At 49.2% G+C, this 12,683-nt stretch carries 10 protein-coding genes and 5 tRNA genes; 10 read left to right on the top strand and 5 right to left on the bottom strand.

What is annotated here, in order from left to right:
* Positions 1-42: 42 nt before the first annotated feature.
* The 5 genes from DYH27_RS03415 to DYH27_RS03395 form a co-directional block, all read right to left on the bottom strand.
* Positions 43-1,260: an LptF/LptG family permease gene (locus DYH27_RS03415; protein WP_004354768.1), complete on the bottom strand. Its 1,218-nt coding sequence runs from the start codon at positions 1,258-1,260 to the stop codon at positions 43-45.
* An 11-nt stretch (positions 1,261-1,271) separates the two neighbouring features.
* Positions 1,272-2,399: a tRNA guanosine(34) transglycosylase Tgt gene (gene tgt, locus DYH27_RS03410; RefSeq protein WP_004354761.1), complete on the bottom strand. Its 1,128-nt coding sequence runs from the start codon at positions 2,397-2,399 to the stop codon at positions 1,272-1,274.
* Positions 2,396-4,864: an endopeptidase La gene (lon, locus tag DYH27_RS03405; protein WP_025068026.1), complete on the bottom strand. Its 2,469-nt coding sequence runs from the start codon at positions 4,862-4,864 to the stop codon at positions 2,396-2,398. Before lon ends, tgt begins: the two co-directional genes overlap by 4 nt.
* A 118-nt stretch (positions 4,865-4,982) precedes the next feature.
* Positions 4,983-5,681 (bottom strand): tRNA1(Val) (adenine(37)-N6)-methyltransferase, encoded by a 699-nt coding sequence (locus DYH27_RS03400; protein WP_025068027.1) that lies wholly within the window; start codon positions 5,679-5,681, stop codon positions 4,983-4,985.
* Between the two features lies 1 nt (position 5,682).
* Positions 5,683-6,714: a diacylglycerol/lipid kinase family protein gene (locus DYH27_RS03395; RefSeq protein WP_025068028.1), complete on the bottom strand. Its 1,032-nt coding sequence runs from the start codon at positions 6,712-6,714 to the stop codon at positions 5,683-5,685.
* Between the two features lie 196 nt (positions 6,715-6,910).
* Between DYH27_RS03395 and spt the strand changes: the two genes are divergently transcribed.
* From spt to DYH27_RS03345, 10 genes are all read left to right on the top strand, one after another.
* The gene (spt, locus tag DYH27_RS03390) at positions 6,911-8,101 is read left to right on the top strand and encodes a serine palmitoyltransferase (protein WP_025068029.1); all 1,191 of its coding nucleotides are present in this window, start codon (positions 6,911-6,913) and stop codon (positions 8,099-8,101) included.
* 629 nt (positions 8,102-8,730) lie between these two features.
* Positions 8,731-8,804 (top strand) — tRNA-Pro (locus DYH27_RS03385).
* Between the two features lie 40 nt (positions 8,805-8,844).
* Positions 8,845-8,917, top strand: a tRNA-Gly gene (locus DYH27_RS03380).
* 48 nt (positions 8,918-8,965) lie between these two features.
* A tRNA-Leu gene (locus tag DYH27_RS03375) sits at positions 8,966-9,047 on the top strand.
* Between the two features lie 29 nt (positions 9,048-9,076).
* Positions 9,077-9,160 (top strand) — tRNA-Leu (locus DYH27_RS03370).
* A 38-nt stretch (positions 9,161-9,198) separates the two neighbouring features.
* Positions 9,199-9,271, top strand: a tRNA-Gly gene (locus DYH27_RS03365).
* Positions 9,272-9,310: 39 nt separating this feature from the next.
* Positions 9,311-9,850 (top strand): hypothetical protein, encoded by a 540-nt coding sequence (locus DYH27_RS03360; protein WP_004354785.1) that lies wholly within the window; start codon positions 9,311-9,313, stop codon positions 9,848-9,850.
* A gap of 31 nt (positions 9,851-9,881) precedes the next feature.
* Positions 9,882-10,289 carry a single-stranded DNA-binding protein gene (locus tag DYH27_RS03355; RefSeq protein ID WP_004354770.1) on the top strand — a complete coding sequence of 136 codons (408 nt, stop codon included), beginning with the start codon at positions 9,882-9,884 and terminating at the stop codon, positions 10,287-10,289.
* Positions 10,289-11,608 carry a gliding motility-associated protein GldE gene (gldE, locus tag DYH27_RS03350; RefSeq protein WP_013671397.1) on the top strand — a complete coding sequence of 440 codons (1,320 nt, stop codon included), beginning with the start codon at positions 10,289-10,291 and terminating at the stop codon, positions 11,606-11,608. Before DYH27_RS03355 ends, gldE begins: the two co-directional genes overlap by 1 nt.
* A complete protein-coding gene (locus tag DYH27_RS03345; RefSeq protein WP_025068030.1) occupies positions 11,592-12,095 on the top strand; it encodes a 4'-phosphopantetheinyl transferase family protein in 504 nt (167 codons plus the stop codon). The genes gldE and DYH27_RS03345 overlap by 17 nt, the downstream gene beginning before the upstream one ends.
* Positions 12,096-12,683 lie beyond the last annotated feature (588 nt).

The following is a 12,683-nucleotide window of genomic DNA, read 5'->3' as shown; positions in this document are numbered from 1 at the left end:
TCACAAAGGGTTGTTCTTAATTCTTTTGTTCTCTGTGCCTTATCAGCTTGGCGCATGGCGATAGCAGAAGTAGGCTATGACAGCAAAGATAATGTTCGGTATCCATGCTGCCAGAAGCGGCGGTGTGTCTGCCTGAATGGCAAAAGTCGACGATACTGTCTGAAGCATGATGTAGCTGAAACTCAATGCGAGGCCGATGCCCAGATACAGTCCCATTCCTCCTTTGCGCTTTCGGGAAGAGAGTGACAGACCGATGATGGTGAGGATGAAAGACGAAAAAGACATTGCAATGCGTTTGTGAAACTCCACCTCATACTGCACCACGTTGCCCGACCCACGACTTGTCTGCTTGGAGATGTAGTCCAGCAGTTCCGGCGAAGTGAAGGTCTCCTGCTGACCCTTGGAATAGACAAGGTCGGTAGGCTCCATAAGCAGGACAGTGTCCTTTGAGGCTCCGCTCTGGATATGTTCCTTCAGCCCCTTGAGGGTTCTCATCTTCCAGTTACTAAGTCTCCAATGAAACTTCGTGTCGGCAACCGTGTCATACTGGATTTCCATTGCTGTCATGTGGCTGACAATCTTCTTGTCTTTGATCTTCACCAGCGAGAAGCCGTAGCCTCTTTTGTATTGGTTGTCATAATGCTGGATGTAGGCCGTTGTATTCTTTGCGACATACAGCTGGACATTCTCGGCCGAAGTGTTCTTCTTTGAGTTGCGGTAAAGCGACTCGAAGTTCTGACGGATTACCGTGCCATGGGGTATGACAAAGCTGTTCAGATAGAACGTCAGACCGGCAATGAGAACACATGAAATCATGTAAGGACGCATCAGTCGCCTGATAGACACGCCGGCAGCCAGCATTGCTATGATTTCCGAATTGCCAGCCAGCTTGGAAGTAAAGAAGATGACGGCAATGAATACGAACAACGGTGAAAAGAGGTTTGAATAATAAGGGATGAAATTGGCATAATAGTCAAAGACTATCGCCCGCCACGGTGCATGGTACTGCGTGAACTTCGAGAGGTTCTCGTTGAAGTCGAACACAATCGCAATGGAGATAATCAGCAGGATGGCATAGATGTATGTACCGATGAACTTCCTGATGATGTACCAGTCCAGAATGCCGACATAGCGGGTAGGGGAGAGCAACAGGAGCAGATCGCCTATCTTCCTCATGAAAGGCAGACGTCCAGCAGCATCTTGTACAACATGCAGTTCTGTTCCTTTTACTCTGTCACCAATCTCTTTGACCTTAAACATTTCATTACTCGTTAAATTCTTCTTCCCAGCTGTTCGATAACAGAGGCTTTCCACTGCACGAAGTCACCTTGCTCAATATGCGTTCGTGCATCGGTTACGAGACGGAGATAGAAAGCCAGATTATGGATGCTGGCTATCTGCATGGCAAGCAGTTCCCCGGCCTTGAAAAGGTGGTGGAGATAGGCCTTGCTTGTAATCAGATCCACGTCACAGCCTTCCGGATCTATCGGCGAGAAGTCGTCTTCCCACTTCTTGTTCTTCATGTTCATCGTGCCGTCGTAGGTGAAGAGCATTGCATTGCGGCCGTTACGGGTCGGCATGACACAATCGAACATATCCACTCCTCGCTCAATAGCTTCCAGAATATTCTGCGGTGTACCGACTCCCATCAGATAACGGGGCTTGTCTTTAGGCAGAATTTCATTGACCACCTCAATCATCTCGTACATCACTTCCGTCGGTTCACCGACTGCCAGACCGCCGATAGCATTACCATCCGCCCCCTTGTCTGCCACGAACTTGGCTGCCTCACACCGCAGGTCCTTGTAGGTACAACCCTGAACTATCGGGAAGAGACTCTGCTTGTAGCCATAGAGAGGCTCTGTCTCATTGAACCTTCTGATACAGCGGTCCAGCCAGCGCTGCGTCAGTCCCAGACTCTTCTTGGCATAAGCATAGTCGCTCCTTCCTGGAGGACATTCATCCAGCGCCATCATGATGTCGGCACCGATGACACGCTCGGTATCCATGACGTTCTCCGGTGTGAAGATATGTCTGGAACCGTCGATATGACTTCTGAACTCACAGCCTTCCTCCGTCAGTTTGCGGATACCCGTCAGGGAAAACACCTGAAAACCTCCGGAGTCGGTCAGTATGGGACGATCCCAGCCATTGAAGCCATGCAGGCCGCCCGCCGCCCTAAGTATGTCCAGTCCCGGACGCAGATAAAGATGATAAGTATTACCAAGGATGATCTGCGCCTTGACCTGCCGGCGCAATTCCTCAAAGTGTACCCCTTTTACAGAGCCGACAGTACCGACAGGCATGAAGATTGGCGTCCTTATCTGTCCATGGTCGGTTGTAATGACACCTGTCCGGGCATCACTGGCATTGTCCGTATGCTGTAATTCGAATGTCATTTCCTTGTGTCCTCTTTCTTGTCATCGGTAATGGTGAACGATACGGGGTGGTCTACCTTCTCATCGGTCAATGCAAAGTCCCATACCTGCTGGATGTTCTCTACGAAATGAAATTCCAGTCCCTTGCGATAGACTTCAGGTATCTCCTCAATGTCTTTCCTGTTCTCAGAACACATGACAATATCAGTGATACCGGCACGTTTGGCTGCAAGAATCTTCTCCTTGATGCCGCCAACCGGCAGTACCTTCCCACGCAAAGTTATCTCACCCGTCATGGCCGTGTTCTTGCGGACCTTACGCTGTGTCAATGCCGAGGCAATGCTTGTGGCAATCGTGATGCCGGCCGACGGACCGTCCTTCGGAGTAGCACCTTCCGGCACATGGATATGAACATTCCACTGTTCAAAGATGCGGTAGTCAACCCCGAGTGCATCAATATGCGCCTTGACATACTCTAAGGCAATGACAGCCGACTCCTTCATCACATCGCCGAGGTTACCCGTCAGGGTCAGCTTTCCGGCCTTCCCCTTTGAAAGAGAGGTCTCGATGAAAAGGATCTCACCACCGACACTGGTCCATGCAAGCCCCGTTACGACACCGGCATACTTGTTTCCCTGGTAGATGTCACGTGTGAAAGGCGGCTTTCCCAACAGGTCTTCCAGCTTGTCCGGTGTAATCTTCGTATAAGGCAGCTGCCCGTCCATCGCCTGTCTGAAGGCCAGTTTACGCATTGCCTTGTTGATCTGCTTCTCCAGCTGGCGCACACCGCTCTCACGTGTATAGCTTTCGATGATCTTCTCCAAAGTAGCCTTGGCAAATTTCGGTTTATCTTCCAGCAGGTCCAAACCGGTATTCTCGAGTTCCTTGGGAATCAGATGCCGTTTGGCAATCTCAATCTTTTCCTCCGTGATATAGCCGGAAACCTCAATGAGTTCCATACGGTCGAGCAAAGGGCGTGGAATCGTGTTGAGGTCGTTTGCCGTCGCAATGAACAGAACCTTCGAGAGATCGTAATCCATGTCAAGGTAATTGTCATGGAAAGCGTTGTTCTGTTCCGGATCAAGCACCTCCAGCAAGGCGGATGACGGATCACCGTTGATGGTGTTCTGGGTTACCTTATCTATCTCGTCAAGAATGAAAACGGGATTGGAGGAGCCTGCCTTCTGGATGTTCTTAAGGATACGGCCGGGCATGGCACCGATGTAGGTCTTACGGTGCCCTCTTATCTCCGACTCATCATGCAGTCCGCCCAAAGAAACACGCACATACTTGCGCTTCATGGCTTCGGCAATACTTTTCCCCAGACTGGTCTTGCCCACCCCCGGAGGGCCGAAGAGACAGAGAATCGGCGACTTCAGACTGCCGCGCAGCTGAAGGACGGCAATGTACTCAAGAATGCGCTCCTTCACTTTCTCCATACCATAGTGGTCCTTGTCAAGAATGCGTTTCGCACGCTTCAGGTCAAGGTCGTCCTTGGTATATTCATTCCAAGGCAGATTGACCATCGTCTGCAGATAGTTCACCTGTACACTGTAATCCGGGCTCTGCGGATTCAGCGTGTCCAGCTTGTCCAACTCCTTCTGAAAGGTCTTGGCAACATCATCCGACCACTTTTTGGTCTTGGCCTTTTCTATCAGTTCCTTCTTGTCGGGGGCGGCATCACCGTCACCCAGTTCCTCCTTGATATTCTTGATCTGCTGGTGCAGGAAGTATTCACGCTGCTGCTCGTCAAGATCCTCCCGCGTCTTTGAACGGATGTCCTGACGAAGATGCTGGAACTGTATTTCACGGTTGAGCACTTTCATCAATGTAAACAGACGATCCTTGATGGAGTTTTCTTCCAGCAGCCGTATCTTGTCTGTCACGGAGAAGGGCATCGACGAACATACATAATTCACGGCGACAACAGGATTGCTGATATTGTCGAGTGCGAACTGCGAGTCATCAGGAATGTCGTCACTGCCGTGAATGTATTCCTTTGCCACCAGCTTCATGTCGTCAACTGCCGTTGAAAACTCTTTGTCCCTTTTCGGCTCCGGCTCTTCCGGAAGAGATGCCGTAAGTCCTTTCATGAAAGGGTTTACAGCCGTAATTTTCTTTATCCGGCATTTGCCGAGCCCCTGCAGAATCACTGTCCGGTTGTCACCCTCATAGTTGCCAGGCATATCAAAGGCACGGACGAAGCGGGCATAGATTCCCGTCGTATAGATGTCGTCTGCCTGTGGTTCGTTTACATTGCTGTCTCTCTGGCTGACAATGGCTATGATGGCATTCGGATTCTCCTCCAGATACTTGACAAGTGTCAGGGTAGGCTTCCTGCCGACGAGGATAGGGGAGAGAATGCCCGGGAACATCACGAGATTACGAGTTACGAAGATGGGGACTTCGCCATCGACCTGCACGTTCAGGTCGGGCATATCGCCTTCGTAGTCTGTAATCATTTGTATAGAGCTGTTTTGTTTCATAAAGTTCTTTTATTCCTCTTTTAGCCTGCAAAGTTACAAAATAAAACCGAAAGACTGAAGAATAGAACTGCTTTAATCGTGCAGTCCGTATGTTGCAGTACCATCACCCTTCACGGATCTACCTGATGTAGAAGTCTTCTGTCAGCTGGCGATACCACTCCGTACGCCTTCCGTCAGGTAAGGTAAGCACTGCCTCGTGTACGTCGCAGTGCGCAGGGAAAGCCTTTGTAAATTCCATCAGGCAACGTTTTACCGGTTTCGCCTCTTTCGTCCTGACATAAACAATCTTCCGAATTGACAGACCGCAGAATAGGGCTTCCGACTCAAGTGTTTCTTTATTTTCAGCAGGTATGATTACCGACAGCTTTCCGTTCTCTTTCAGGAGTCTTTCTGCATGACGGGCGAGTTCCTGACAGGAGAGCGTGTCGGCATGTCTTGCAGTAGATCTCTGCCGCAAAGGACTTTTCAATGAATTGATAAAGTAGGGAGGATTGCACACGATGGCTTCATACCGGCATCCGTTCTGTGGATGATAGTCCTGGAGGGACGTGTGAATGATGTTTATCCTGTCTCTGAAAGGCGACCTCACAATATTAAGATGTGCATCAGCCAATGCGCCTTCGTCCATTTCAACCGCATCGATATGTGCCGACGGGAATCTCTGCGCCATCATCAGTGCGATGAGTCCTGTACCGGTCCCGATATCCAGAATGTCCGCTCCGCCTTCTGCCCATGCACCCAGCAATACGCCATCAGTTCCGACCTTCATGGCCGTATGTTCCTGACTGATGTGGAAATTCTTAAACGTAAAACCCATCTTACATATTCAGCTTGCGCAGAAGGTTCTTGTTAAGGGCCTGTACCTTCCTGCCCTGTTTTGTGATGTCCTGCCGCATCAGGTCGATGTTGTAGAAAAGTTCCGAAAAGGCCGTCTGCAGTATGTTCGGCTGCCGGTAGTCCTTGGTCCCCTTAGGGTTTACGATGATGTTGATGCCCTTGGGGACGATGGAAATGTCTACGTCGGCATCGGCCATGACCGGATCGCCGTCGTAGTGGATAATCCCTTCAGACTTCCGGTGTATATGAATGTGACTGGCTCTGAAGGTCTTTATCTTCAGATTCTTGTCCAGTGTCTTGTTGAAGAGCTCAATGGCGACCTGCGGAGCTTCGATGAGGTCGAAGGGTTCCATGATGATAATGTCGAGCAGCCCGTCGCTCATGGAAGCCTGAGGAGCGATATAGGCATTGTTCCCATACTGTGACGCATTGGCCGCTGACACGAGGAAAGCCTTGTATCGGCGCGTCCCCTCCTCGTCCTCAATCTCATAGGTCTCTGGCTGGTAGCTCAGTCCTTCCTCCAGTATCTTCTGCATATAGGTGATGGGGCCGCGCTTGCCGGCTTCTGCAAACTTCATGGAAATGAACGCATCAAAGCCCATTCCACAGGTACAGAAGAAAGGATGCCTGTTGATAAGACCGTAGTCGAGCGTATGGATGTCACAGTCGTTGAGGATGTCGATGCATTTCTTCAGATTCATCGGCAGGTTCAGATGCCTCGCAAGTCCGTTCCCCGACCCGCAGGGAAGAATGCCCATGGCGGTTTTCGTATTGACGAGCGCTCTGCCGACCTCGTTGACCGTACCGTCACCTCCCACCGCCACTACGATGTCGATGCCCTGCCGTGCAGCCTGCTGTGCAAGCTCTGTGGCATGACCGGCATACTTTGTCTCTGCGATGCGGCAGTCAAACTTTTCCTTGTCAAGCCGCTCTTCTATAAGACCGGGAATGCCGGCCTTGCTGACGGTACCCGATATGGGGTTGAGAATGAAAATGATTTTCTTCTTATTCATTGTGCCAAGATAGATCAGCGCATGGTTTGCCTGACAAAGATACATATTTATCGCTTATGACATGGAGGTTAATGAGTGAAAAAAACTTTAAAAAACACTTTTCCAACCAAATTCTCCGTTTTGTCATTCTAAATTAGTAACTTTGCAGCCTGAAAAATAATTTTATGTGGCCATTGGCTACACCTTATTAAATATAATGGGACAGTTACAAGACAAGTACAAGAGCTACCGCGATCCGCAGAAGTTTATGAAGGCAGGTGTCTATCCTTACTTCCGTGAGATTACAAGTAAGCAAGGGACAGAAGTCACTGATATTGACGGCAACGAGATACTCATGTTCGGTTCGAATGCCTATACAGGCCTGCCGAACGACCCAAGAGTGATTGCCGCCGCACATCGTGCCCTTGACAAGTACGGCTCAGGATGCGCCGGCAGTCGTTTCCTGAACGGTACGCTCGACCTCCACGTGCAGCTGGAGAAAGAGCTTGCAGCCTTTGAGGGTAAGGACGAGGCACTTGTTTTCTCCACTGGATTCTCAGTGAACGCCGGTGTTCTCGCTGTGGTCGTCGGGCGTGGCGATTATATCATCTGTGACGACCGCGACCATGCAAGCATCGTAGATGGCCGCCGTCTGAGCTTCGCCACCCAGCTTCACTATAAACATAATGACATGGAAGATCTGGAGCGTGTGCTCCAGAAACTGCCTAAGGAAGCTGTCAAGCTGATTGTCGTTGACGGCGTGTTCTCCATGGAAGGCGACCTGGCCAATCTGCCGGCAATTGTCGAGCTGAAGCATAAGTACAACTGTTCGGTCATGGTGGACGAGGCACACGGACTCGGTGTCTTCGGCCGTCAGGGAAGAGGCGTATGCGACCACTTCGGACTGACCGATGAGATAGACCTCATCATGGGAACCTTCTCGAAGAGCCTTGCCTCCATCGGCGGTTTCATTGCCAGTGACAAAGACACCATCAATTATCTGCGCCACACCTGCCGCACTTACATCTTCTCGGCAAGTAACACGCCTTCTGCAACGGCTGCGGCCCTGGAGGCTCTCCATATCATAGAACAGGAGCCGGAACGCATAGAACATCTGTGGAAAGTGACCAACTATGCCTTGAAACGCTTCAGGGAGGAGGGATTTGAAATCGGAGAGACAGAGAGTCCGATCATCCCGCTTTACGTCCGTGACATCGACAAGACGTTCCTCGTCACCAAGCTGGCGTACGAGGCCGGTGTATTCATCAATCCCGTCATTCCGCCTGCCTGTGCTCCACAGGACACCCTGGTACGCTTCGCATTGATGGCTACCCATACCGAGGAACAGGTTGAGCGCGGTGTCAAGGCCCTGGCCAAGATATTCAGAGAGCAGGGTATCATCAAGTAAGCAGCATACAGCTCTCACTGCACAAAAGGGAATACCAATAGCCGAAGGGGCCGTTCTTGCTGAACGGCCCCTTCGGCTATTATATGAAATGCCGACCCTGCCGGTTTGAAAGAACGGGAGAATTCGGCACCCGCCGGGGAAGACTCATGACAGACGAGGACAGACTGCACCCCCGCCGTCACGACGGAACACTCTTCCGGTACGGATTACCTACACGGGAAGCGTAGTCCCGACCGGTTGGGAACAGGAGTCCCAGCCACTGGGAACCGTGTTCCCAAACCTTGGGAATACAGGTCCCATACGGTTGGTTCCACTGTACAAATCGCAATGAAGCCTGCTGTGACAAGACACTGTGAAGGATTATAGGGTATAGCAAGCTGCAGTCTGGTGTGCTCATTGCGGACAGCGGTCACTCTCTTAAAATGCTAAAGACACTTATACATTCTTCTTTGACGGCCAGTCATTTATCCATTTCCACACTACCGTCTTCACCTGCCAGCATCACATTACAAGCCATCAGCTGTCATTTTTTTGCTGAAAAAAGAAGCGAAAAGTTTGGCGGTATCAGAAATAAGCACTACCTTTGCACTCGCAATTCAGAAATGAGTTCACTCATTTGGGAAAAGCGACGGGGTGTAGCGCAGCCCGGTAGCGCTCCTGGTTTGGGACCAGGCGGCCGCAGGTTCGAATCCTGTCGCCCCGACCTAAGTCTAACTCTTTAGAGAAAGGGAGACGTTAAAAATGCGGCAATAGCTCAGTTGGTAGAGCACGACCTTGCCAAGGTCGGGGTCGCGAGTTCGAGTCTCGTTTGCCGCTCTTTGACATTCTGAAATACATAATATGGAAGTTTACTTCCAGCATCATGCCCAGGTGGCGGAATTGGTAGACGCGCACGTTTCAGGTGCGTGTGTTTTACGACGTGCAGGTTCGAGTCCTGTTCTGGGCACAATGTTTTCAGAATGTCAGAAATATGTTGGAGAGGTGGCGGAATTGGTAGACGCGCTACTTTGAGGGGGTAGTGAAAATTGTTTCGTGGGAGTTCGAGTCTCCTCCTCTTCACATAAATCGTTCATCGTAAGTTGTTACTTACATCCGATGCGGCAATAGCTCAGTTGGTAGAGCACGACCTTGCCAAGGTCGGGGTCGCGAGTTCGAGTCTCGTTTGCCGCTCTTTTTTTAAAAGGGAGAAACATACATAGCATTTTCTTTATGAATTTATATCTTCGATATTTCGACAATGAAGTATTAGTACATAATGTTGACGAGGCTTTAGATTTTCTCAGTTCCATTCCGGATATTCAGCTTACCCCGGAACTGGAAGATGACATCAGGAACTATGCATCGAATGACGTGTTCTATCCGAAACGTTATAAAGTACGCCCTCGCGTCTATTTCATAGTTATCAAGACCGAAGCTGCGAATATGATGGATTTCAAGCAGAAGAAGGCACTCCGGCCCGCTGGTGACGGGATGTCACGCAAGGAAAATCCCGCCATCATGCATCTCAATGAGGAGCGTGAAGGATGGTATGAAGGCGAGCTGGACTTCAAGCGTGTCGTTCTTATTCCGGCTTCCGGCAAGCATGAGTACCGTGACACCCACTTCGTGGCACGCTGCAAGGCTTTGTCAGGATGGGATTGCTATAACCGCATCGTGGAGTACCTGAAAGACAGGGTTGACAACCGCAGCCAGTTCCCGTCGGCAAAGGGAAAGAACTTCAGGTTCAAGTATTTAGGTATGTGGAAGTAAATTCCATATACCTTTTTGTTATCGGTTTCTGATGAATAAGGTGATGTTGATCGGCAATGTAGGCCGTGACCCGGAGATACGGTATTATGAGGCCGACCAGTGTGTAGCTTCTTTCACATTGGCAACGACAGAACGTGGTTACACGCTTCCGGACGGCACATCAGTGTCCGACCATACGTACTGGCATAACATTGTCCTGTTCAGGTCGCTGGCAAAATACGCCGAGAAATACATTCATAAAGGGGATAAACTTTACATAGAGGGGCGTATACGGTATCGATCGGTTGACGACAGAAAAGGACAGCGAAGTTACATTACCGAAATCTTCGGGGAGAATCTGGAGTGGCTGGCCTCACCCCGTAAAGAAGGAAACAAGTCTGGAGAAAAGACGGAAGACGGTTCTGCCGGATCCGCAGAAAATTCTAAATTACCGTTTTAATGGATATTTTTTTAGTAGATATTTCTTCTTACATCAGCATCAATCCAATTGATTTCAGTGTTGTCATTGCAATCCTGTTTGCTGTATGTCTCCTGCTGCTTTCCGCTTTCGCCAGTGCTTCAGAGATAGCTTTCTTCAGTCTGTCTCCGGCAGATGCAGAAGCATTGGATCCGGACAAGAACCCTTCGGACCGGCTTATCCAGCAGCTCAGGGAAGACAGCGAACGCACGCTGGCGACGATTCTCATTACGAACAATCTCGTCAATGTGGCCATCATCATGCTGTGCAACTACATCTTCGACAGTCTGTTCGATTTCAAGGCAGAGTGGCTGCAGTTCCTCTGTGTTACAATTCTTTTGACGTTTATCCTGCTGCTTTTCGGCGAGATCGTACCGAAAGTCTACAGCAGGGCAAATCCACTGGCATTCTGCCGTAAGGGCGTGAAGGGGATAGTCTTCTTCCGTCGGTTTTTCTGGCCGATAGAGACAGTACTGCTGAAGAGCGGTGCCTTTGCCGAGAAGGTGGTTCAGAAGGAGAACCGCCAGCTGTCTGTTGACGATCTTGAGCAGGCCCTGGAGCTGACCGATAAAAGCGATATAAAGGACGAGCAGAGTATGCTTCAAGGAATTATCCGTTTTGGCGATGAGACTGCCAAGGAAGTGATGACCTCGCGACAGGACCTCGTTGACCTGGACATCCGCTGCTCTTACGAGGATGTACTGAAGTGCATTGTTGAAAACAACTATTCGCGAATCCCCGTCTATCAGGACAACCAGGACAACATCCGAGGCATCCTTTACATCAAGGATCTTCTGCCTCATCTGTCCAAACCGATGAATTTCAGATGGCAGAGTCTGATTCGTCCACCTTATTTCGTTCCGGAAACAAAGAAGATTGATGACCTGCTGCGTGACTTTCAAGAAAACAAGGTACACATCGCCGTCGTCGTGGATGAGTTCGGGGGAACGAGTGGAATCGTGACACTGGAGGACATTCTCGAGGAGATTGTCGGCGAAATCAACGACGAATATGATGAAGAGCAGCGCAACTATACACGCCTGGGAGTCAACACATATATCTTTGAGGGAAAGACACTGCTGAACGATTTCACAAAGATTCTTTCTCTCCCTGATGATGAGTTTGATGATATAGGGGGCGATGCTGATACACTGGCCGGTCTGCTGTTGGAAATCAAGGGGGATTTCCCTGCGGTACATGAGGTGCTGGTTTACAAGAGATATAAGTTCGAGATTCTGGCTATAGATGAGCGCAGAATCAGCAAAGTGAAAGTGACGGTCTGTGATGAGAATAAAAAGTGATGCGGACGGAAAGGTGCGCATCGGACTGCTTGAGATAGAGAAGGGGAGACAGGCGGAAGTGGATGGCGAACGTCGTCTTCTGAAAGCGATTCTGGGCTATGAACCTGTAATCAGGCACAACGAAGACGGTAAGCCGCTGATAGATGATTGTCACATCAGTATCTCTCATACCATCGGCTACGTGGCTGTCATCCTCTCGCACGACCACGAGGTAGGAATTGATGTAGAGTATGTCTCCGACCGTGTCAAACGTATTGCAGGGCGATTTCTCAGGAAAGACGAATCTTTTACAAGTCAGGAACAACTGCTTACCGCCTGGTGTGCCAAGGAGACCATGTATAAACTCTTTTCTTCCGAACATCTTGGATATCAGGAAATGAAGATTGACCCGATATCAGGAAAGATGACAAACCTAAAGCATAACATTACAATTGATTTCAGACGTGAAGTCACTCCGGCGTATGTATTGACCTATGCTTGGTACTGACCGTACGTCTTCAACATCTGTCAGCAATCGAGAACAATTTGCATAAACAGCAGTATGTGCAATCGTTTGCTCATTGCTTTTGCTGAAAATCCTCCTTTTCTGATATAATCTGTATGCCTAAATTCGTAAATTTGCAGTATCGAAAAGACAGATTGTTCAGGATAGTCGTGACAGGACGAGTATGAGAAAGGATGATTGATGTTATGTACATCTGGCTTTTCATGAGCTTGTCTTAGTCATGTGAGATTGGTAATTTAGATTGGTTTTTGTTGATTTGGTTGAGAACCCCATTTGCTTCACAAAGTAAGTGGGGTTAAAGTCGTGTTTGATAAAAATTGCATAAAACACAACAGAAAAGCCTCTATTGAGGTAAAAAATATTTAAAAAGAGATTGACAAGCGGCCTCATTCTTGCTTTTTCTCTTTATTTTACCTATCTTTGTATCAGTCATTTAACAAAGAGCGTAATATAATTACTAATTAGTCTAATTTACAGGAGGGAATTAAAATGAAGGAAACTAAGACCTTGGAATTCTTCGATGAGTATGATTTCGAAAATCAGAACAATCAAGAACGCACTGACGTACAC

Origin of the sequence: Prevotella denticola, from assembly GCF_900454835.1 — a bacterium.
Classification (GTDB): domain Bacteria; phylum Bacteroidota; class Bacteroidia; order Bacteroidales; family Bacteroidaceae; genus Prevotella; species Prevotella denticola.
Note: the sequence above shows the minus strand (reverse complement) of the source record. Positions and strands in the feature narration are given on the sequence as shown.

Excerpts from the sequence above, each read along its gene's own strand:
- DYH27_RS03415 (WP_004354768.1), bottom strand. The coding sequence starts at position 1,260 with ATGTTTAAGGTCAAAGAGATTGGTGACAGAGTAAAAGGAACAGAACTG.
- DYH27_RS03395 (WP_025068028.1), bottom strand. The coding sequence starts at position 6,714 with ATGAATAAGAAGAAAATCATTTTCATTCTCAACCCCATATCGGGTACC.
- DYH27_RS03355 (WP_004354770.1), top strand. The coding sequence starts at position 9,882 with ATGAATAAGGTGATGTTGATCGGCAATGTAGGCCGTGACCCGGAGATA.
- gldE (WP_013671397.1), top strand. The coding sequence starts at position 10,289 with ATGGATATTTTTTTAGTAGATATTTCTTCTTACATCAGCATCAATCCA.
- DYH27_RS03345 (WP_025068030.1), top strand. The coding sequence starts at position 11,592 with ATGAGAATAAAAAGTGATGCGGACGGAAAGGTGCGCATCGGACTGCTT.
- lon (WP_025068026.1), bottom strand. The coding sequence starts at position 4,864 with ATGAAACAAAACAGCTCTATACAAATGATTACAGACTACGAAGGCGAT.
- DYH27_RS03400 (WP_025068027.1), bottom strand. The coding sequence starts at position 5,681 with ATGGGTTTTACGTTTAAGAATTTCCACATCAGTCAGGAACATACGGCC.
- DYH27_RS03360 (WP_004354785.1), top strand. The coding sequence starts at position 9,311 with ATGAATTTATATCTTCGATATTTCGACAATGAAGTATTAGTACATAAT.
- spt (WP_025068029.1), top strand. The coding sequence starts at position 6,911 with ATGGGACAGTTACAAGACAAGTACAAGAGCTACCGCGATCCGCAGAAG.
- tgt (WP_004354761.1), bottom strand. The coding sequence starts at position 2,399 with ATGACATTCGAATTACAGCATACGGACAATGCCAGTGATGCCCGGACA.